This is a genomic window from Salibacter sp. (genome assembly GCF_031581065.1).
GTDB lineage: Bacteria > Bacteroidota > Bacteroidia > Flavobacteriales_G > Salibacteraceae > Salibacter.
The window spans coordinates 32,393-53,612 of record NZ_JAVLBN010000012.1 but is presented as its reverse complement, the minus strand read 5'-3'; the positions used below and the strand labels follow the sequence as shown (position 1 = coordinate 53,612).

General features: G+C 40.4%; 22 protein-coding genes. 14 read left to right on the top strand and 8 right to left on the bottom strand.

Annotated elements, in window-relative coordinates; genetic code table 11:
- Nucleotides 1-370: hypothetical protein (locus tag RI557_RS04970; RefSeq protein WP_310682534.1), on the bottom strand; the 370-nt coding region annotated here is incomplete at its 3' end.
- A 125-nt stretch (nucleotides 371-495) separates the two neighbouring features.
- Nucleotides 496-1,671 carry an acyl-CoA dehydrogenase family protein gene (locus RI557_RS04965; RefSeq protein ID WP_310668206.1) on the bottom strand — a complete coding sequence of 392 codons (1,176 nt, stop codon included), beginning with the start codon at nucleotides 1,669-1,671 and terminating at the stop codon, nucleotides 496-498.
- 105 nt (nucleotides 1,672-1,776) lie between these two features.
- Here RI557_RS04965 and RI557_RS04960 point away from each other — a divergent pair, with 105 nt between their 5' ends.
- From RI557_RS04960 to RI557_RS04940, 5 genes are read left to right on the top strand one after another with little or no spacing between them, the layout of a single operon-like run.
- Entirely contained in the window at nucleotides 1,777-2,598 is an 822-nt protein-coding gene (locus tag RI557_RS04960) for a DUF4271 domain-containing protein (RefSeq protein ID WP_310668205.1), read from the top strand.
- Nucleotides 2,599-2,644: 46 nt separating this feature from the next.
- The gene (locus RI557_RS04955; protein WP_310668204.1) at nucleotides 2,645-3,394 is read left to right on the top strand and encodes a uroporphyrinogen-III synthase; all 750 of its coding nucleotides are present in this window, start codon (nucleotides 2,645-2,647) and stop codon (nucleotides 3,392-3,394) included.
- 60 nt (nucleotides 3,395-3,454) lie between these two features.
- On the top strand, nucleotides 3,455-3,853 hold the full coding sequence (locus RI557_RS04950; protein WP_310682532.1) for a ribonuclease P protein component: 399 nt from the start codon (nucleotides 3,455-3,457) through the stop codon (nucleotides 3,851-3,853).
- A gap of 57 nt (nucleotides 3,854-3,910) precedes the next feature.
- Nucleotides 3,911-5,584 (top strand): S41 family peptidase, encoded by a 1,674-nt coding sequence (locus RI557_RS04945; protein ID WP_310668202.1) that lies wholly within the window; start codon nucleotides 3,911-3,913, stop codon nucleotides 5,582-5,584.
- Between the two features lies 1 nt (nucleotide 5,585).
- Entirely contained in the window at nucleotides 5,586-7,157 is a 1,572-nt protein-coding gene (locus tag RI557_RS04940; protein WP_310682530.1) for an O-antigen ligase family protein, read from the top strand.
- Here the strand turns inward: RI557_RS04940 and RI557_RS04935 are convergent.
- The 4 genes from RI557_RS04935 to RI557_RS04920 are packed head-to-tail and all read right to left on the bottom strand — an operon-like array spanning nucleotide 7,133 to nucleotide 11,105.
- Nucleotides 7,133-8,236: a glycosyltransferase family 4 protein gene (locus RI557_RS04935; RefSeq protein ID WP_310682528.1), complete on the bottom strand. Its 1,104-nt coding sequence runs from the start codon at nucleotides 8,234-8,236 to the stop codon at nucleotides 7,133-7,135. The two genes, RI557_RS04940 and RI557_RS04935, sit on opposite strands and share 25 nt — an antisense overlap.
- Nucleotides 8,229-8,984 carry a glycosyltransferase family 2 protein gene (locus RI557_RS04930; RefSeq protein ID WP_310682526.1) on the bottom strand — a complete coding sequence of 252 codons (756 nt, stop codon included), beginning with the start codon at nucleotides 8,982-8,984 and terminating at the stop codon, nucleotides 8,229-8,231. The genes RI557_RS04935 and RI557_RS04930 overlap by 8 nt, the downstream gene beginning before the upstream one ends.
- The gene (alr, locus tag RI557_RS04925) at nucleotides 8,981-10,546 is read right to left on the bottom strand and encodes an alanine racemase (protein WP_310682524.1); all 1,566 of its coding nucleotides are present in this window, start codon (nucleotides 10,544-10,546) and stop codon (nucleotides 8,981-8,983) included. Before alr ends, RI557_RS04930 begins: the two co-directional genes overlap by 4 nt.
- Nucleotides 10,521-11,105 carry a thymidine kinase gene (locus RI557_RS04920; RefSeq protein WP_310682522.1) on the bottom strand — a complete coding sequence of 195 codons (585 nt, stop codon included), beginning with the start codon at nucleotides 11,103-11,105 and terminating at the stop codon, nucleotides 10,521-10,523. Before RI557_RS04920 ends, alr begins: the two co-directional genes overlap by 26 nt.
- Nucleotides 11,106-11,189: 84 nt before the next feature.
- On the opposite strand from RI557_RS04920, the gene RI557_RS04915 reads away from it, so the two are divergent.
- The 6 genes from RI557_RS04915 to RI557_RS04890 all read left to right on the top strand — a co-directional run bounded on the left by RI557_RS04915 (nucleotide 11,190) and on the right by RI557_RS04890 (nucleotide 15,979).
- Nucleotides 11,190-12,038: a hypothetical protein gene (locus tag RI557_RS04915; protein ID WP_310682520.1), complete on the top strand. Its 849-nt coding sequence runs from the start codon at nucleotides 11,190-11,192 to the stop codon at nucleotides 12,036-12,038.
- Nucleotides 12,039-12,053: 15 nt separating this feature from the next.
- Nucleotides 12,054-12,470 (top strand): hypothetical protein, encoded by a 417-nt coding sequence (locus RI557_RS04910; RefSeq protein ID WP_310682518.1) that lies wholly within the window; start codon nucleotides 12,054-12,056, stop codon nucleotides 12,468-12,470.
- Between the two features lies 1 nt (nucleotide 12,471).
- Nucleotides 12,472-13,152 carry a 16S rRNA (cytidine(1402)-2'-O)-methyltransferase gene (gene rsmI / locus RI557_RS04905; protein WP_310668194.1) on the top strand — a complete coding sequence of 227 codons (681 nt, stop codon included), beginning with the start codon at nucleotides 12,472-12,474 and terminating at the stop codon, nucleotides 13,150-13,152.
- Nucleotides 13,149-13,676, top strand: coding sequence for a biotin transporter BioY (locus tag RI557_RS04900; protein WP_310668193.1), 528 nt, complete (start codon nucleotides 13,149-13,151; stop codon nucleotides 13,674-13,676). Before rsmI ends, RI557_RS04900 begins: the two co-directional genes overlap by 4 nt.
- A 26-nt stretch (nucleotides 13,677-13,702) precedes the next feature.
- Nucleotides 13,703-14,518: a DUF3108 domain-containing protein gene (locus tag RI557_RS04895; RefSeq protein WP_310668192.1), complete on the top strand. Its 816-nt coding sequence runs from the start codon at nucleotides 13,703-13,705 to the stop codon at nucleotides 14,516-14,518.
- A 159-nt stretch (nucleotides 14,519-14,677) separates the two neighbouring features.
- Nucleotides 14,678-15,979 (top strand): peptidoglycan DD-metalloendopeptidase family protein, encoded by a 1,302-nt coding sequence (locus RI557_RS04890; protein WP_310682514.1) that lies wholly within the window; start codon nucleotides 14,678-14,680, stop codon nucleotides 15,977-15,979.
- Here the strand turns inward: RI557_RS04890 and RI557_RS04885 are convergent.
- On the bottom strand, nucleotides 15,972-16,802 hold the full coding sequence (locus RI557_RS04885; protein WP_310668190.1) for a glycerophosphodiester phosphodiesterase: 831 nt from the start codon (nucleotides 16,800-16,802) through the stop codon (nucleotides 15,972-15,974). The two genes, RI557_RS04890 and RI557_RS04885, sit on opposite strands and share 8 nt — an antisense overlap.
- A 104-nt stretch (nucleotides 16,803-16,906) precedes the next feature.
- Between RI557_RS04885 and RI557_RS04880 the strand changes: the two genes are divergently transcribed.
- The 3 genes from RI557_RS04880 (at nucleotide 16,907) to RI557_RS04870 (ending at nucleotide 19,896) form a co-directional block, all read left to right on the top strand.
- A complete protein-coding gene (locus RI557_RS04880) occupies nucleotides 16,907-17,701 on the top strand; it encodes an SDR family oxidoreductase (RefSeq protein WP_310668189.1) in 795 nt (264 codons plus the stop codon).
- 1 nt (nucleotide 17,702) lies between these two features.
- Nucleotides 17,703-18,725 (top strand): zinc-binding dehydrogenase, encoded by a 1,023-nt coding sequence (locus RI557_RS04875; protein WP_310668188.1) that lies wholly within the window; start codon nucleotides 17,703-17,705, stop codon nucleotides 18,723-18,725.
- Nucleotides 18,726-18,789: 64 nt separating this feature from the next.
- Complete coding sequence (locus RI557_RS04870; RefSeq protein WP_310668187.1) at nucleotides 18,790-19,896, top strand: chorismate mutase; 1,107 nt, start codon at nucleotides 18,790-18,792, stop codon at nucleotides 19,894-19,896.
- A gap of 176 nt (nucleotides 19,897-20,072) precedes the next feature.
- Here RI557_RS04870 and RI557_RS04865 read toward each other — a convergent pair whose 3' ends face one another.
- Nucleotides 20,073-21,191 (bottom strand): DUF819 family protein, encoded by a 1,119-nt coding sequence (locus tag RI557_RS04865; protein ID WP_310682511.1) that lies wholly within the window; start codon nucleotides 21,189-21,191, stop codon nucleotides 20,073-20,075.
- Between the last annotated feature and the right edge of the window lie 29 nt (nucleotides 21,192-21,220).

Genomic DNA, 21,220 nt, shown 5'->3' with positions numbered 1-21,220 from the left:
GACAGGCATATTTTTTAAAGAGGTGTTCTTTTGTATTTGGATCAAATTCCACAGGTTTAAACCAAAGATTAATTGAAAAATCATCACTATTTCCAAATACTAGCTCGTTAGGTGTTGGTATCTCTATGAAATCATCAACACCATCAAAGTCATATGCACTATTCGGATCCCCAAAACGATCAGTCGTTAATGAAACTCCTCCAAATAGATTACCATCATTGTTGAATGTACTCTCATCATTTGCGTTTCCATTAAATGGATACCATGCAATGAGTCCGTTTGAAGGTACATTAGGAGGGAGGGTCTGACTATAAGCGAAAGAGCTGTTCAAGACAAATAAAAGTGAAAAAAGTAGCTTTAGTTTGGGCATAGCTTGGATATTACCTCCAAAACTAATGATTTGATATGTTTTATTGAAATTTATGCTTGTTATAAAAGAAACCCTCACCCAAAAGTATTGGATGAGGGCTAATTATTAGAATAATGATTGTTCAATTATTTAAAAGCATTAATTCCGGTGATATCCATACCAGTAATTAACAGGTGAATGTCATGGGTGCCTTCATAAGTAATAACTGATTCGAGGTTGGCCATGTGGCGCATAATGGGGTATTCATTCGTGATTCCCATTCCGCCCAGAATTTGGCGAGCTTCACGGCCAATATTCAGAGCCATATCTACATTGTTTCGCTTAGCCATAGAGATTTGTCCGGGAGTTGCTCTTCCTTCATCTCTGAGTTGACCAAGACGAAAAGTCAATGTTTGTGCTTTTGAGATTTCAGTAATCATTTCAGCTAACTTTTTCTGTTGGAGCTGGAAGGATGCTATTGGCTTGCCAAACTGAGTTCGTTCTTTAGCATATTTTAAAGCCGCATCATAACAATCCATAGCTGCGCCAATTGCTCCCCAGGCTATTCCGTAGCGAGCAGAGTTTAAACAGGAGAGTGGTCCGCCAAGTCCTTTCTTACCCTGGAAAATATTTTCTTTTGGGACTTTTACATCATTGAAAATCAATTCTCCGGTTGCTGAAGCACGCAGCGAATGCTTCCCTTTCATTTCAGGCGTTTCAAAACCTTCCATGCCTCTTTCTACAACTAAACCCTGAATTTCACCTTTTTCATTTTTTGCCCATACAACTGCGATATCAGCAAAGGGAGCATTTGAAATCCACATTTTAGCTCCGTTCAAAATCACATGATCACCATCTTCTTTGAAATTAGTAATCATACTGCCCGGGTCAGATCCGTGATCGGGCTCTGTGAGTCCAAAACAGCCAATCATTTCACCACTAGCAAGCTTTGGTAAATACTTCTTTTTTTGTTCTTCAGATCCGTACTTCCAAATTGGGAACATTACCAGTGAAGATTGAACTGAAGCCGTAGATCTAACTCCGGAATCAACACGTTCGAGTTCCTGCATGAGTAATCCGTAAGTGACCTGACTCAATCCGGGGCCTCCATATTCCTCAGGAATGTATGGACCAAAACAACCATGATCAGCAAGACCCTTTAGTATTTGATTTGGAAACTCTGATTTTTCGTAATAATCTTCAATGATTGGTGATACCTCTTGCTTTAACCAGGTTCTAAGTGAATCGCGCATGAGTTTTTGTTCATCGCTCAAAAACTCATCCATCATAAAATAGTCATGCGCTTCAAAATTATCAGCCATATTTTTGTTTTTTTCTTGTCTTAAAGTTGAGTTCAAAAGTATTTATTTTACCTCGTTTCATAACTTCATTGAGTTACTTTATAAATACTAAACTACTTTTGTAATGTGGTAACAAACAAAAACCCATATTGGTTGAGTCCGTCAAACGACACAGTTTTTGTTGGCATCATGCCCTGTGTTAAAAGCGGATCTGAAAATGAGCAACTTTTTCATCATACATTATCAGCCCCTAAAGATTCTGACTACAGTCATTTTTTTTCGCAGCGTACAACTTCGTTTACTGCCGATTGGATTTTCTTCCTCTTTCTTGGTATATTGTTTTTGTTGGCTTTCATGAGGCGATACAGTGGAAGGCAACTAAATGAAGTACTTACTTCTTTTTGGAATAGTCGCTTTTCAAATCAGTTGATTAGAGAAGAGGGAGCTTTTGTAGGAAATGTAAATGTTGTGTTGTTGCTCAATTCTTTTTTGCTTCTAGGTTTTTTTGGATTCAAACTCTGGCTTTTTATATATGGAGATAATCCCGGTGAACTTCCGGCTCTTGGAGTGTATGCCGTAATTTCAGCTTCTTTGGTTGTACTGTTTTTAGTCAAGTTACTCGTTCATCGGTTATTTGCAGGGCTTTTTCAGGTTGGTGATTATCTCAAAGATTACCTGTGGCATTATTTCCAGTTTTTTCAAATACTTAGTGTGGGGCTATTGCCAATAGCAATTATTAGTAGCTATACACCATCATTCACTAGCTTTACATGGTTAATTGTAGTGGTTTGCATTTTGTTAATCGTATTCATAATTAGGTTGCTAAAAACATTTTATCGATCTGTGGCTGAGTATAAAATTTCTCCTTTATACATTATTTTGTACCTTTGCGCCTTCGAAATTCTACCCTGGATTATTACTTGTAAGTGGCTATTGGAAGTCGTTTAATCTGGTAGTTGAGTAGGTAAACGCAAAAAATACGGAGGGATTCACGTTGAAAGTTAAAAGTATCTTAGTTTCACAGCCCAAGCCCGACAATGAAAGATCGCCTTATTTTGATCTGGCAGACAGGCTAAAGCTCAAGATTGATTTTAGGCCATTCATTCACGTTGAAGGTGTACCCGCGCAAGAATTCAGAAAACAAAAGGTTGGTATCCTCGAGCACTCGGCTGTAATTTTTACGAGTCGAAATGCTGTTGATCACTTCTTTAGAATGTGTGAAGAAATGCGCGTTAATGTGCCTGAGTCGATGAAATATTATTGTATTTCAGAGTCTACAGCATATTATCTTCAAAAGTATGTGGTGTACAGAAAGCGTAAAATTTTCCACGGAAAGCAACGCTTTGTCGAGTTGATGGATGTCATGAAACGCCACAAGAAGGAAAAGTTTCTTTTACCGTGTTCTGATATCCTCAAGAAAGATATTCCAAAATTGCTCGATAAAGAAGGTTATTCTTACACGAAAGCGGTTTTTTATCGCACTGTGTGTTCAGACCTCAGTGATTTGGAATCTGTAAAATACGATATGCTGGTATTCTTTAGTCCGGCTGGTATAGAATCACTCTTCAAAAACTTTCCCAACTTTGAACAGGGAGATACGCGCCTCGCAGTTTTTGGTCCCACAACGACTAAAGCTGTTGAAGATCGCGGTTTGAGAGTTGATATTCAAGCTCCAACGAAAAATGCTCCTTCCATGACAATGGCTATTGAGCAATACGTTAAAGAAAAGAATAAAAAGAAGTAAAAAGAATTACATTTACTTTTGAAGGGGTAACAGCTAGGCTCGTTACCCCTTTTTTGTATCATGGAACAAAGGCTCACAAAACAAGAACGTCTCAATAAGCAGGATGCCATTCAGGCACTCTTTAAGAAAGGCTCATCTATTAAAGAACGGCCTTTCAGGTCTTTGTTCATTATTGAAGAAAGTGAAGGTGAAATTCCTGTTCAGGTTTTGTTTGTTGTGCCCAAAAGAAAACTGAAGCTAGCTGTTGATCGTAACAGGATGAAACGGTTGATGCGGGAGGCCTACAGGAAAAATAAATCTACAGTTTATCAAACAGCTGCTTCAAATGGTAAAAAGGTTACTGTGGCTTTGATCTTTACAGGTCATAAACCCATCGGTTATTCAACAGTTGAAGATAAAATAATCCTAATTTTACAGCGTTTACAAAAAACGCTAATTAATGAAACCTCAAACGCTTGATATTCGCAAATAATAGAGCTATTTTAAAGTCATTTGAGGTAAACAAGTTTTAGATAAATGAAACGAGCGCTAAAAATTCTTTCCATTTCAATATTTTCAGCAGCACTGATCGGTAGCGGAATTCTTTTTACTGCCGGTAAATCTGCTGATAACTATTTCCAAATTGCTAAAAACATTGATATTTTCAATACGCTATACAAGCAAATCAATGTGTACTACGTGGATGAAACAAAACCGGGCAAGCTGATTAAGACAGCGATTGATGCCATGTTAGATTCACTCGATCCTTACACGGTTTTTTATCCTGAAAGTGATATTGAAGATTATAAATTCATGACCACTGGTCAGTACGGAGGAATTGGAGCATTGATCAGAACCGTGGATAATCACGTTGTAATTGCTGAACCTTACGAGAATTTTCCGGCCCAAAAAGCGGGCTTGAGAGCTGGCGACCGAATCATAACTGTTGATGGAGACACGGCTATTGGTAAAAATTCTTCTGAGATGAGTAAGGTTCTGAAAGGACAACCGGGCACGAAACTGGAAATGGTTGTTGATAGACCCGGATCTGACCAATACCTCGAAGTAGAAGTGATCAGGGAAGAAGTGAAAATCGATGAAGTCCCATACTACGGTAAAGTTAAAGAAGGGGTTGGATACATCAAGCTCAACAGCTTTACTGAAACGGCTTCTAGTAATGTGAAAAAAGCTCTTGTCGATTTGAAAGAAAACGAAGGAGTTAAATCTGTAATCCTCGATCTTCGAGGAAACGGGGGCGGACTCCTTCGCGAAGCTGTTAACATTGTAAACTTATTCGTGCCTAAAGGTACGGAGGTGGTTTACACAAAAGGAAAAAACGAAGAGTGGAACCGCAGTCACCGAACGATAAATGATCCGGTTGACCTCGAAATTCCTTTGACTGTATTGATCGATGGTTCTTCAGCATCAGCATCAGAGATTGTGGCCGGAACAATTCAGGATCTCGATCGCGGTGTGGTAATTGGGCAAAACTCTTTTGGTAAAGGACTTGTTCAGCAAACGAAAGATCTTTCTTACAACACAAAGATGAAAGTGACAGTTGCCAAGTATTATATCCCTAGTGGCAGATGCATTCAGCGACTCGATTATTCGCACAAAGATGAAGATGGAAAAGCAACTGAAGTACCTGATTCTTTGCGCAAAGAATTTGAAACTGAAAACGGCAGAACTGTTTTAGACGGAGCCGGAATTGAGCCTGATATCAAGGTTGAAAATCAAAAAGCGTCTCCTATTTTACAGGTGCTGCTTGGTAAAAGCCTCATTTTCGATTACGCCACGCATTTCAGAAATGAGAACGACACAATTCCGCAAGCTTCAACCTTCCAGTTGTCTGATAAACAATATGCCGATTTTGAAAAGTGGTTGAGCTCAAAAGAATACGAGTACACAACCCGGACAGAAAAAATGCTCGAAAAACTCGAGGAAGCAACGAAAAAAGAAAAGTACTACAATGAGATCAAAGATTCGTACGCTGAGCTCAAGCAAAAAATGCATCACAATAAAGCAAAAGACTTAAAAACTTTTCGCGATCAAATTGATAAAGTGCTGGAAAACGAAATTGCATCACGTTACTATTACCAAAAGGGAAGAATTCAGGCATCTCTCAACGAAGATGATGATGTGGCAAAAGCAATTGAGGTTCTGAACAATAACGAGAAGTACTCTGGAATCTTAACAGTTTCGGCTAAATAAGATGCTGTTTGGTTCAAAATGGCATAGAATAATAGATATCATAGCCCTTTCGCTCCTTTGCGTAGGGCTATTTTTTTCAAAAGCATTTGTCAGTATTGGCGCCATCACGTTTGCTGTCAACTGGTTTTTGAAAAAAGATTTACTGGTCAGAACCAAAAGCTTTTTTACCGATCGGCTTGCATGGATTCTCTTAATCGTATTTCTTCTCCATGTAATAGGGTTGAGCTGGACAAACGATTTTGATTACGCCCTCAAGGATTTGCGCATCAAGCTTCCATTACTTCTTTTTCCAATCGCATTTTCAACGTTCATGCGACTGTCAGATCTCGAAACAAAAATCATATTAGGTTTTTTTATTTCCAGTGCCCTGGTGAGCACCATTATCAGCTACAACCTTTATTTGACACAATATCCTGATCAGATTTCTGATATCCGCAACATCTCAAAATACATCTCTCATATTCGATTTAGCCTGCTGATCGTGATGGCGATTATTTTTATCGCTGAAGGAATTAGGCAGCGGTACATTTTAGGAAAATGGAGAATTATTGGCGCTCTTTTAATACTGTGGTTCGTTTACTTCCTAACTGTCATCAATGTGATTGGCGGATTTGTTGCTCTCGGGCTAGGAGCATTAACAGCGCTAATCTACTTTACACGAGAAGCTTCTAAAAAGCTGGCCATCTTTTTTTGGGGTGCATTTATTGTGCTGTTCATAGCAACAGGTTGGTGGATGTTCGATACGGCAAAGAACTACCTCACTGTGAAGCAGGATTTTGATTATTCGCAAGAATACACACCTTACGGTGATGTTTATGTGACAGACTTAGAAGATAAGCGAGTAGAAAACGGCTATTACATCACTCATTTTGTCGCTTACGGAGAATTGCGAAGAACATGGGAGAAACGCAGTGACGTTCCGTTCGACAGCCTCGATGCAAAAGGCCAGCGGATTGAAATGACGATGAAGCGATTCATTACATCAAAAGGACTCAAGAAAGACCGGGATGGAGTTATGGCTCTGACCGATGAAGAAATTAAAGCCATTGAAAACGGAGTGGCAAGTGTCCGTTACATGGATGCGAGCGGAATAGAACTTCGCTATCTCAAAATTTTGTTCGAGTTCAACAATTACCTGGAAGGATTTAGTCCGCAGGGAAACTCTCTCACGATGAGGCTCGAATACATGAAAACAGGTTGGCACATTTTTACTCAAAACCCACTTTTTGGAGTTGGAACTGGTGATGTTCAGGCTAGTTTTGACAAGGCTTATGATGAACTCAACTCCCCGCTAAAAGGAGATTACAGGCGCAGAGCTCACAACCAGTTTCTCACCTTCTTAATCACATTTGGAGCAATTGGTTTTGCTTTAGTGTTGTTCAGCTTTGTTGCACCTTTTTGGTCAGAACCTAACGCGCGATCATTGGTGTACATCCTTTTCTTTGTTGTTGCGATTTCTTCGATGTTGAGTGAGGATACTTTGGAAACGCAAGTAGGCGTTACATTCTTCGCGTTTTTCAACTCATTCCTGTTACAGGGTTTGCCGCGTCATTTTTCCAATAAAGATCGGTAGACTTCAAGCGTTTTTTGCGCTGTTGCTTCTTTAGTGAAGTTTTCGAGCAGTTTTGTAGCTCCCTCAATCATTTCCTTTTTCAAAGCTTCATCCTTGAGGTATCGCTCAATTTGGTCGGCAAGTTTTTCAGGGCTTTTTACCGGGGCGATTAATCCTGTTTTTTCATTTTGAACAATCTCTGGAATTCCGCCAGCTTCTGTAGCCACAACCGGAATTTCACACCCAAACGCATCGAGAATGGATGTCCCTAAACCTTCTGTTTTTGATGTGATGAGGAAAATGTCAAAATCTGATATGATTTCGAGAACATCTTTCTGGAATCCTGTCATGAAAATGTGATCAGCAATTCCTGAATTGTTGACGAGTTCTTGAACTTCACTTTTGAGCGGACCATCACCAACTATCACAAATTGGGCATCAGAGCCACGGCTAACGATTTCTTTAGCAGTTTCAATGAATGTTGGATAATCCTTGTGATCAGCTAGAGCTGCTACATTTCCGATTATTGGTTTATCTGGATTCAGCCCCAATTTTTCAATTAGAGGATGACTGATCTTGCGCTTCTCGTAGCGTGATTTATCAACTCCTGAGTAAACAGTTTTTAATAGAGACTTATCGCGAATTGAAGGAGCTGTAATCTCTTTGATCATGTCACTTACGCACAGTATGGCTCTGACCATTGGGTGATTGTACTTCCATTTTGAAAGCGGAGATTTTGAAACAGAAAAATCAACTCGCCTGCTTACGATTATAGGACAATCATTCCCAAAAAATGAAGCGGCCATTACAGCGAAAGTATGCGCGTGTGAGTCGTGAACGTGAATAATGTCGATCTTTTCTTTCCTGCAAACATGCTTTACAGCTTTTGCAAACAGTGGATTTACAGAAAAGCGTTCTTTAACCTCTGTGCATGGCCAGTTTTGACTTTTACAGCGTTTGGCCATTTCTCCATCTTTTGCGCAGAGAATGTGTTGATCAATGTCTTTTTTGAAGAGTTCTTCAGCTAGATAAGCGAGTTGTTGTTCCCCTCCACGCCACGATGTTGGCGTTGATATGTGCAATGTTTTGGGATTACGCACCACGCTGAATTTTAAGTAATTTGGAATATTTCAAATACGTAGCGTAGGCAGAATACCAGGCGATTTTGAATCCGGCTTTACCATCGAGTAGTCCGAGTCTCAATAAATATCCGCCAACAAATTTCGCAAACGGGTTGATGAACAATTTCAACCAATTTGATTTTTTACCTTTTTTGAAAGCGGCTTTGCTTGAAATATCAGTGAATTTGTGAATTTGCTTGAGATGCTGATCAAATGAATAAAAACTGTAGTGGAGTAAATGGCCGTCAAGTAACTTTTCAGAACTGCCTTTTTCTAACTCATAACGATCGTGCGGATTGAGGCCTGTCCATTTTCCCTTTCGTGAATCCCAAAGCCGCAGCTTGATATCCGGGTACCAGTTGCCGTGCCTGATCCATGAACCGCAATAGTTTGTCAGTCGCTTTACTTTGTAGCCATCAGCCGAAAAGCTTTCTTTGGCTTTAATAATGCTTTTTGTGAGCTCTTCATCTAACGCTTCATCAGCATCGAGTGAAAGAACATGCGGATATTTGGCTTGTGTAATCGCCCAGTTTTTTTGTTCAATGTGCCCATCAAATTTATGAGTGACAAAGCGAGCACCTTTTTCCTCACATATTTCTTTTGTGCGATCAGTAGAAAAGCTGTCAACCACCACAATATCATCAGCTACAGGCTTGAGCGAATCGAGGCAGCGACCTATGTTCTGCTCCTCGTTGAAGGTTATTATGACAGCACTTATCGGGGTCATTCCTGCAAATAAACACGTTTTACCCGACCTGAGACGCTTGTGAGCACTTCATACGGAATCGTTTCCATGATTTTGGCGAGTTGTTGCACTGTTTGGTTCTGACCAAAAACAATGACTTCATTACCTTCTTTTACATCGGTCAGATCCGTAATATCCAGCATGCACATATCCATGCACACATTTCCAATGATCGGAGCCGGTTGGTTGTTGATCAACATATTGGCCTTTCGGTTTCCCAGTCTACGATCGAGGCCATCAGCGTAACCGATGCTTACAGTTGCGATGCGCATTTTCTTAGAGGCTTTTTCTGCACGTCCGTAACCAACTGTTTCACCCGCTTCAATTTCGCGTATTTGTACAATCTCTGACCGAAGCGAAGAAATGTGTTTCAGCTTTGGTTGAAGTTCTTTGTCACCGGTAACTCCATAAATTCCGAGTCCGAGACGAACCATGTCGAATTGCGCATCGGGGAAACGGGAAATACCTGATGAATTGAGAATGTGTTTTTGAAAGCTGTAACCGAGTTCTTTTTTGAGCTTTTGTGCGATACGTTCAAACTTTTCGATTTGACCGAGAGTGAATTCGTTTTCATTTGGATCTTCGCTCACAGCAAGGTGCGACATCACAGAGGTTACTCTTACGCTCGGCTCTGACCGTAATTGTTCAATCAATTCATCAATTTGATGTTCCTCAAACCCGAGTCGGTTCATGCCGGTGTCAACCTTGATATGAATGGGGTAAGGGTTTTCAAATTCACTGGCTGATTTCTTCAACTTTTCAGTAAAAGCACGAAATCCTCGCAGATTGTAAATCTCCGGCTCAAGATTAAAACGGATCATCGCTTCGTAGCCGCTCTGCTCAGGACTCAAAACCATAATGGGCAACTCCACACCGGCAAGTCTCAGGTTGATGCCTTCATCCGGATAAGCGACCCCAAGATAATCGACATCATTTGCCTGGAGTAAATTTCCGATTTGCGTGATCCCACTTCCGTAAGCAGCGGCTTTCACCATGACCATCAACTTCACATTTGGCTTGAGAACACTGCGGTAAACATTGAGGTTGTGGATGAGGTTGTCGAGCGAAATATTCAATATTGTCTCGTGTGTCTTTTCCTGGAAAACGTAATCGAGTTTTTGAAAATTAGATTTTGACGATCCGGCAACTAAAATGAAATGCTCTTCAAATGTGAGCAGGTCTTCTTTTTCCAGCAACTCATCAACACCCTTATAAAATGCCTGATTCTCGTAATTGAATTGTGTTTTGTTGTTGCAAAACCCGGGACCAATTCCTATGAACCGCTCGATGATGTTTTGCTGTAAAATATTCGCGATCTCCTCAAATAGTTGTGGTTTAGGTTTTCCGGCAGGATCTGAAAGGATTACTGTTTTTTTAGCCTTTTTTCCCTGTTGCAAGAGAAAGTTCATGGATTTGCGAATATCGCTGAGATCTTCACATTTAAGGTTACTCACGAGAGTAGATCCGTAAATTCCAGACTTCATCTCCATGGCGTTTTCACGCATATCGAGAAGCTTGCTATTTTGTCGCGTTTTGAATTTCATAAAAACATTTTCGGCAAAGAGGCTGATAATCTTCTTTTTCGCCCAAATGAACGAGTGCCTCTGCTTTGCTTATACGGTTTGAGTGGTTGGCGAGGTTCCCGCATTTCACACAAACAGCATGAACTTTGGTAACGTATTCTGCAACAGCCATGAGGTTAGGGATCGGGCCAAAGGGATGACCTTTAAAATCCATGTCGAGTCCGGCTACTATAACTCTTGCACCTCTGTTAGCTAGTTGGATACAAACTTCAGTGAGTTCATCGTCAAAAAACTGGGCTTCGTCAATTCCCACAACATCAACGTTATCTGCTAAAATAGCAATGTTACCTGATGACGGAACAGGAGTTGAGCTAATCGAGTTTTCATCGTGGCTCACAACCTCTTCTTCGTGATAACGCGTGTCGATTTGTGGTTTGAAAATTTCAACCCTTTGTTTGGCAAATTCGGCACGTTTTAATCGCCTTATTAATTCCTCGGTCTTGCCCGAGAACATTGATCCGCATATGACTTCTATCCAACCACTTTTAGCGTGGTGATTGATCGTATCTTCTAAAAACATTAAGGATGATTAAAAAATCAACATAGGAGACACACAAATCTAACTAAATTTGCGTTGTACAAAGGTGAATATAATTGAACCAAAATGCCGATAAAAACAGAAGAATTAAAAGAGATTGCCCTAAAACAAATTGAGTTGCTCAACAGTGATGCTGATGTGTTGAAATCATCTCAGCAGTTGAGCGAGAAACAAATCGATGAACTTTTAAGTCATGTTCAGCAGGTTCAACAAAAATTATCGGTGTTGAAATTCATGTTGGAATTGCCTGATAGCGAAGAAGTGGTTGTCACCCAAAACGCTGTTGAGTCAAACAGCGAAAAAGAAGAAAAGTCTGTTCAAGACAAATCAATCATGCATCAGGTAGATGAATTTGAAGAATCAATTGCTGAGGATGCTGAAGAGGTGAAAGAAGAAGAGCAACGGTCAGAGCCTGAGTCCGAAACCAAAAGTGAAGAAAAGCCGGAAGAACAAAAGACAGAGCCGGTTGAGGAAAAGAAAGAAGAAATCGAAGAGGAACAGCCAAAAGCAGATTCTGAAGATTCGGCTGAGAAAACCGAAGATCGCTCTGAGGAAAAAAGTGAGAAAGTTGACGAAAAGTCGGCTGAGAAGGGATCTGACCAGGAGACAGAACAAAAATCAACAATTGAGGATTCAACGCCAACCAATAATTCACTTGCCGATTATCTCGGCAGCAAAAGAATCGATGACCTGAAAACGGCAATAGGGTTAAACGAACGCTTTTTGTTTTCAAATGAACTGTTTGATGGAAATATGGAAGCGTTCAACAGGGCATTGAGTGAATTGAATCATTTGGAAAGTTACGAACACGCTAATAATTACGTTGAAAAACAACTCAAGCCAACTTATGAGTGGGACATGGAAAGTGAGACAACAGTTGCTTTTATGTCGTTAATTCAACGTAGATTTATGTAAAATTTTAACCGCTTTATGGAGACTGAAAACAAGCTTAAAAACAAAGAACATTTTCGCCACTTGCTTAGTATAGCAATGGCTGACGGTATTTTAGATAAGGCAGAACTCGATTTTTTATTTAAAATCTCAAACCAGTTTTACATTACTCGTGAAGAGTTGAGTGAGATCATTCAAAAACCGAATGAGTTTCACGATGAAAACATCAAGCTCACTCAGCAAGATCGTGCTGAGCAACTTTACGATCTCGTGGAAATGATGAACCTTGACGGTGAAGCTGATCAACGCGAGAAAGAGCTGTGCATGAGTTTTGGCGTTGCGATGGGAGTTGATTCTGAAAAAATTGAAGATTTCATCAAAGCCATTGCTGATAAAATTGAGTCTGGCGAATCGAAAGAAGCAATCGTGAGCAGCTTAGTAGAAAAAGGCATCTAATATGGCCATTCTTTATTTGGTTCCCACACCAATTGGTAATTTGGAGGATATCACGGTCAGAGCCCTGTCAGTTCTCAAAGAAGTGGATTTGATTCTGGCCGAAGATACCCGTCAAACCGGAAAGTTGCTCAAGCACTTTAGTATTGACAAGCCGCTCAAATCTTTTCATCAGCACAACGAACACAAGCAAGTAGAAAAAGTAGTTGAGTTGTTAGAAGAAGAGCAAACACTAGCTCTGGTTTCTGACGCGGGAACTCCCGGAATTTCAGATCCCGGATTCTTACTCGTTAGAGAATGCGTAGCTCACGACATTGAAGTGCAAACGCTTCCCGGTGCAACAGCTTTTGTCCCGGCTTTGGTAAACTCTGGTTTGCCGTGCGACAGGTTTTTGTTTGAAGGTTTTCTTCCTCATAAAAAAGGGAGACAAACACGCCTAACCAAACTTGCTGAAGAGGAACGAACCATCGTTTTTTATGAATCACCTCATAGGTTGGTGAAAACACTCAAGCAACTCAGCGAGTTTTTTGGATCTGACCGAAAAGCAGCAGTTTGCAGAGAGTTGACTAAAATACACGAGGAAACCAAACGCGGCTCACTTGAGGAATTACATGAATATTACGATTCCAAAGGTGTTAAAGGCGAAATTGTAGTTGTTGTGGAAGGACTCGGCAGGAAGTCGTGAATAAAAAGCAAATAGCCATATTCTTTATATTGTTGGTACTGGCCTGCCTCAGCGGACCATTGAGTTTCCCGATTCCCGGAAGTGAAGTAGATATATCACTCCAAACACTTTTTCTTGTTTTACCGGCTTTTGTTTTCCCTTTGAAAACAGCGTTGTTTCTAGTGGTGAGCTATCTGTTTTTGGGTGCTTTGGAATTGCCCGTTTTCTCAGATGGGAAATCAGGAATTCCGGTTTTACTGGGTCCTCACATTGGCTTTTTTATGGGGTTTTTGATTTCAAACGTTGTTGCAAGTGTTCTGAAAAAGATACTTGGACAAAGGTTTTGGCCAATATTTATTAACTTTAGCATCAGTCAGTTTGCGACCTTAATTGTCGGGTTTATCGTATTGTCTATAATACAAGACAATCTTCAAATTATGCTCGAAAGCTTAACATTTATACCCGGCTTGCTGGTTAAGTCTTTGATTGGTTCTGGTTTAATTGCTTGCTTGAGAGCGAGAAACCTAATTTGGCACGAACATTGAACTATATGATGCAAAAGGAGGAAATCATGAAAAGAATAGGAATCGTTTTCGTGGTGTTATTTGGCCTCAGCATGCTTCATGCCCAAAAGCCCGAAATCAAAAGAATTGAACAGGGACTCAGTGAACTTCACAGAGTTGACTATCCTGTTTTCCAAAAAGGTGAGCGTATTGAATATCTCGTACATTATGGGATTGTTGATGCGGGTAAAGCTGTAATTGAAATTAAAAACGAAACACATTATTACGGAAGTCGCGAAGCACTCCACGTAGTAGGTAAAGGTAGAAGTGTTGGTGCTTTTGACTGGGTTTTTAAGGTGCGCGATACTTACGAGAGTTTTATCGATGCCAAAAACATTCATCCATATGAATTTAAGCGTGATGTAAGTGAAGGCGGATATGAGTTCAAACAACATTACAAGTTTGAACAGGACGAGAATAAAGTGAAAACTGAAAAAGGTGAAGTCAAACAAGTTCCTTACGGAATTCAGGACATGATTAGTGCATTTTACTTTGCCCGTACGCTCGATCTCAGTAAATATAAAAAAGGTGAAATAATCGTCCTGCAGGCATTTTTGGACGGAAAAATTGAACCTTTGAAAATCCGTTATACAGGTAGAGAAACGATTAAAACTAAAGCAGGTAAATTCAAATGTTTAAAATTTGAACCTATCGTTCAGCCCGGGCGAGTTTTTGATGAACCCGGAGATCTTACAGTTTACATTACTGACGATAAAAACAGAATACCGGTTCTCGCAAAAGCTGGAATATTAGTGGGCTCGGTAAAAATGGAACTCACTAATTACAGTCAACTAGCGCACCCGGTAGCGATAGTGAGTAAATAATTTTCACAATTCATTGTGAATCAAATTTAAAGCAGGTCTAATTTTTAGGCCTGCTTTTCGTTTTCTTTGGCTAAATGAGTTGTATATTCGCAGCCGTTTTAGCGAACCTAATCAATAGGAACTCGTAAATAACGCGAATTATCAGCCAAAATACCTGACATGGCGAAACATAAATTAGCTTACATCTTACTGGGAATCACAGTTGCCGTTTTTGCCGGCCTTCTTTTATTTTGTGAAAATAACAGTCAGAACCCACAAACCCTCGCACAATCGTCTCCCGTAGCAGATACGCTCACTCCAGACTCCAATGAACTCAACATGGAGTACGGAATGATTGCCGATTCTTTTTCTGTTTACAAAGGCAAGATTGAACGCAACCAGTTTTTAGCAGATATCCTGCTCAAGTACAATGTCTCATATCCTGAGATCGATCAACTCGTAAAAACAGCAAAAGATATTTTCGATGTTCGCGATATCCGTCACGGTCGTGATTACGCTGTGTATTGTAAAAAAGACAGCACAGGCAAGGCGGCTTGTTTCGTTTATGAGCCTAACCCCACAGAGTACGTGGTTTTTGATTTGAGAGATAGTATTTCTGTTTTCAAAGGACAAAAAGAGATTGAAGTTAGAACGAAAGAAGCATCTGGCGTTATTACATCATCGCTTTTCGAAACATTAGTCGATAATGATTTGAGTCCGGCACTTGCTTTGGAGTTAAGCGATATTTATGCCTGGACAATCGACTTTTACCGCATTCAAAAAGGCGATTATTTTAAAGTAGTTTTTGATGAGCATTACGTTGATGATGAATTCATTGGCGTAGGTAAAATTCATGCAGCAAACTTCAACCACATGGGTAATCCCTTTTACGCTTTCAGTTTCAATGATGGTGATTTTGAAGACTATTATGATGAAAATGGTGAAAGCTTACGCAAAGCATTTCTAAAATCTCCACTCAAATTTGGCCGATTGACTTCAGGCTACACGAAACGCAGATTTCACCCTGTTCAAAAGCGTTGGAAAGCTCACCTCGGAACCGATTACGCAGCTCCACGCGGAACGCCTATTATGAGTACCGGAGACGGAGTTGTGATCGCTGCTCAATACAGCAAGTACAACGGGAATTACGTGAAAATCCGTCATAATGGGACATACACTACTCAGTATCTTCACATGACCAAGATCAAGAGCGGCATTAAAACTGGTGTTAGGGTGAAACAAAAAGACATTATCGGCTATGTTGGCAGTACCGGCTTAGCAACAGGACCTCATGTTTGCTACCGCTTTTGGAAAAATGGAAGCCAGGTTGATCACAGACGCGAAAAATTACCACCATCAAAACCGGTTAAAGAAGAAATGCGCGATGAGTTTGAGCAGGAAATGCACAAACAAAAGCAGCAAATCGATAGCATCCCTATTGACACAGATGTGATTGAAGGTGAAAAACTAGCGTCTATTTAATTTCGGTCAAAACCTCAGTTAGCCGGTTGGGATAATCCGTTATAATTCCGTCAATACCCCAGTCGATCAGGTTGATCATGTCGTCTTTTTCATTTACTGTCCACGGAATTACCCGAATATTTTGTTCGTGTAAACTTTCAATGTCTTGAGCATCTAAAAGTTCAAAATCAGGACTGTAGATGTCAGGCTTAAAACCCAGATCAGCAATGTTTTCTTCAAATGGTTTCACATTCTCAATAAGTAGAGCGATTTCTACTTCAGGGTATTTCTCATGAGCGTATTGTAAAGTCCTAATGTCAAAAGACTGAAGCGTGAACCGATCAGTCAATCCGTGTTTTTTAATTGTTTGAATTAGTAACTCGGCAAACTCATTTGGCTCTGGGTGGTAAATGTTATCCGTTTCGGGAATGCATTTTGTTTCTATGTTAAAATGCACCGGAGGAGTATTGTTCTTTTCACTGAACGTTTCTGCCAGTTCAATAACTTCAGTCAGTGTAGGTTTATGGGTCGAGATTTTTTTCTGTTCGGGAAATCGCGGATTGAACTTTGTTCCGCAGTCGAAATCCCGGATCTGACCGTGATCCATTTTATAGATGTTTAGCTTGTCGCTATTTTGTGGAATTGAGTCTGGAATATCACAAATCTCCTTGCTGATATAGGGCTCGTGTGAAACAATCAACCTGTTATCACGCGATACCACAACATCCATTTCGAGTGTGGTGACGCCAATTTTCAGGGCTTTTTCAAATGCTTCAAGGGAGTTTTCCGGGAGTAAACCACGGCATCCGCGGTGACCCTGAACATCGAAGTTTTCGTTATTCATATTCGTGCAATTTAGCATTAGCGACATACAAATAGAGATGACGACAATAAATCTCATAATTTTGAAAATTGTTAGTGAAAGTACACAATAGGCATTAAGTGAATATGACCTCAAAAAGAAATATTTGGATAACGGGAGCTAGCTCAGGAATAGGAGAGGCTTTGTGCTTTGAATATGCTGAGCAGGGATGCAATTTAATCGTAAGTGCCCGGAGAGAAGAAAAGTTGAAAGAACTCAAAGAAAAGCTCTCTCAGTTTGATGTTGAGGTTATCGTTCAGCCATTGGATATTGCTGACATAGCTTCTCATCAAAGAATAGTTGATGAAGTAATCGTAAAGGTTGGGAGAATCGATGAGGTTTTGCACAATGCAGGAATCAGTCAGCGAGCTTTTGCTATTGAAACTGACCTTGAAGTAGATCGCAAAATAATGGATGTCAATTATTTTGGCACTATTTCATTGACCAAGGCACTGCTCCCGCATTTTATAGAAAAGAAAGGCGGAAAAATAGGTGTTACAACGAGTGTAACAGGAATGTACAGTTCACCTTACAGAACAGCTTATGCCGCCTCAAAACATGCTTTACATGGCTTTTTTGATGGTTTGAGAGCTGAGCATGTTCAGGATAATCTCCAGGTTACGCTTATTTGTCCTGGGTTTGTTCGCACTAATATTGCCAATAATGCGCTTACCGGAAAAGGAGAGAAGCTCAATAAAATGGATGATGCACAGGCAAATGGAATGAATCCTGGAGATGTGGCATCTAAGATCTATAAGGCTATGCAATCCGGTAAGAATGAAATTTACATGGGCGGACTCAAGGAAGTTTCAGGCATTTATGTGAAAAGATTTTTTCCGGCTCTCTTTGCAAAGGTTCTTTCAAAAGTTAAAGTGAGATAGTATGAAAGCAGTTTACCTCATAAAAAACGGAGATGCTAAAAAAGCATTTGAGCTAAGAGATCATAAAGTCGAGAGCCCGGGTGAAGGAGAGTTACTCATCAATGTTGAGTCATTTGGCCTCAACTACGCTGATGTCATGGCGCGAAACGGAATTTACAATGATGCACCGCCACTCCCTGCAGTTTTGGGCTACGAAACTGTTGGACGAGTTGAAGCAGTAGGTTCAGGAGCAAATGACTTTAAGAAAGGTGATCGCGTTTTGGCCTTTACTCAATTTGGCGGATATGCTCAGCAGTGCATTGCTGATAGCAGAACAACCGTAAGACTTCCTGATTCAATTTCAAATTCTGCCGGGGTCGCATTGGCTACCCAATATTGCACAGCTTATTACGCGGCAATCAGAATGGCAAATATTCAGCCACACGAAAGAGTGCTCATTCATGCTTGTGCAGGAGGTGTTGGTATTGCGCTCACCCAGCTCGCAAAATGGGTAGGCTGTGAGGTTGTTGGTACTGCCGGATCTGACCAAAAAATTGAGTTTTTAAAAGAGCAGGGCGTTGATTACCCCATTAATTATAGAAAAGAAGATTTTGCAACTTCGGTCAGAGCCAAACTGGGCGAGCACCCGGTTGACGTCATTTTCGATCCAATTGGCGGGAAAACATTCAAAAACGGCAACAAACTCGTTCGTTTTGGAGGGCGTCACATCATTTTTGGTGTTTCTACCTGGAGCGGAAGCAAGGGAAATGTATTTGACAAATTGAAACTCGCGTGGGATTTTGGTCTCATGCATCCGCTTCAGTTCTTGTTGAAAAGCAATGGAGTCATAGGCCTCAATATGTTGCGTATTGCTGAACAAAGTCCATCTGTACTTGGCGATGTGATGCAAAAAGTTGTTGACCTCGCAGATCAAAATATCCTCAAACCGCACGTTGGCGGTGAGTTTACAGCTAAAGAAATTGCCGATGCACATCACTTACTTGAAAGCAGAAACTCGATAGGAAAAGTAGTGGTAAACTGGTGATTTCAATTTGTATTGAAACATTTGAAATGCAGGGCTGTTTTATTGGGTACAGTCATTGAATAAAATGGATAGAGAAAAACAACATAAATTTACAAATAGTTGGATTCAACAATCAGAACCATATCTGATAGCCGGTCCTTGCAGTGCAGAGACTGAAGACCAGGTTATAGAAACGGCCCGTCAATTAGTTGAATCGAATAGACCTCAACTGTTCAGAGCCGGAATTTGGAAACCACGCACCAGGCCCAATTCCTTTGAAGGAGTTGGTGAAAAGGGGCTTCCCTGGCTAAAAAGAGTTAAAGAAGAGTTTGGTTTACCCGTTACGATTGAAGTCGCCAATGCAGATCACGTTGAAAAAGCACTCAAATACGGTATCGATGTCTTGTGGATAGGAGCCCGTACAACTGTGTCTCCTTTTGCTGTTCAGGAAATAGCCGAATCACTTAGGGGAGTTGATATTCCGGTCATGATTAAAAACCCCATTAATCCAGATTATGCATTGTGGGTTGGTGCAATTGAAAGATTGCTGAATACAGGAAACAATAAATTAGCAGCTATTCACCGTGGGTTTTCCTCAATCAGTTCAGAATACAGAAATACACCAAACTGGGAAATTCCCATCAAACTCAAAACTGACTTTCCCGACTTGAAAATTATTTGCGATCCCAGCCACATATCAGGCCAGCGCAATAAAGTTTTCAATGTTGCTCAAAAAGCACTCGATCTCGATTTTGACGGACTCATGATCGAAACTCACATATCACCTGATGATGCCTGGAGTGACGCACAGCAACAAATCACACCTCAGCAACTCATCGAAACAATGTCTTTGCTAACGGTAAGGAGCAATACGAGTAAATCAACAACTTTTCAGAACCAGCTCGAGCAACTTCGCAGTCAAATTGATGAAATCGATGCCGAGATATTGAAAGCACTGGCAAAAAGAAAAAAAATTGTTGGTGAAATTGGCTCCTACAAAAAAGATAATGACGTCACCATTCTCCAGCTCGAAAGATGGAGAGAAATTTTAGATACCCGCATTCCATTTGGTGAAGGTGAGGGACTCGACAGACAATTTGTTGAGCTGTTGCTCCAGTTGATTCACGATGAGTCTATTAAAGTTCAAACTGATATTCTCAATGAGCGCGTAATCCCTGATAATAAAGGGTGAACTATTGGTGAAGTGGAATTTTTATCAAAAAATTCAGTTTTGGTTTTGTCAGAGAAATAAAGTTGCCTTATATTTGTACTCAAGTAGGTGGTTAGTGGGGGGAGTCACTTAGCGTAATGCGGTGGCTCCCTTTTTTATTTTCAACTTATCCGGTAATTCAACCGGATTTTTTGTTTCTACAAGTTTTTGAAAATCTCGAAGAGCAATATGCCGAGGTAAGTCCCAACAGCATTTCCAAAGATCGCCATGGCAACACCTGGCGCAATGAGCTTTTGATTTCCAGTTGCGTTTGCTACAGGTCCAATGAAAGGCGGTCCAAAAACTCCGGCAGTAGAACTGATCATGAAATGATCGGTGTCGATTTTCAAAAGCCTGGAAAGTGATATATGCAGAATCAACATCACACCAAAAATGATGGCACACATAGCAAAACTTCTCCAGTCGCTACTCACTAGTTTATCAAATTGAGCGAGCGTTCCCATTCCAAAAGCAAAAATTAAGAGTAGGTAATCGGCAGTTTCATAAGTGAGAGGAAGCGCTCTCATTCGTTTATTAAATGAAAAGAGAATTCCGAGGCTGGATGCTCCAACCACTACAAACAATGCGTTTAATTCATTAAAGAACAAAAAGGACAGCCCTATTGTGACACCAACTGATCCAATTCCCCAAAGCAATGCTACAACTACATTTTTGAGATGTCCTTTAAAACTTTTTAATGTCACATTTTGAAATTGAAGCGGAACTTCTTTTTTCTTTTCACCTTTCTCTTTCGTTGGAAGAATCTTGCTGAGTAAAGGTCTGGCAACCGATACTAGCAAAAAGAAATAGCTACCACTCAAAATGACATCATAACCATTGAGTAAAACAAACATTTCATCACCCGCATTGAGCGCAATTCCAATAGCATTGAGGTTAGGTGTTCCGCCTGAAATTACACCACTGTACATGGATGCTATTGTAGGTGCATCAGCGAGTTCATTAAAAGCAAAAAAGCCAACAAATGATGCAATTGTCACAGAAATCAATAGCAATCCGTAAGATTTGAGCATCATGCCGGGGTTTTTGAGCCAGCCTTTAAAATCTGATGAAAAAAGGAGAAGCGGTAAGGCTAAAACTACCATAACTTCAATAATGGATCTTACCGTATCGTGAGCAACATATTCAGGAACGGTATTTCCGATTAATATTCCGGCTGCATAGCACAGTATGATGGCATTTAATGCCGGTATGCGCTGAGCGATTAATATTGCTACAGCAGGAAAAACCAAAAGAATTAGAATGTTGAGTATTTCCATATTTTAACCTTCAATGCCGCCAAAAATAC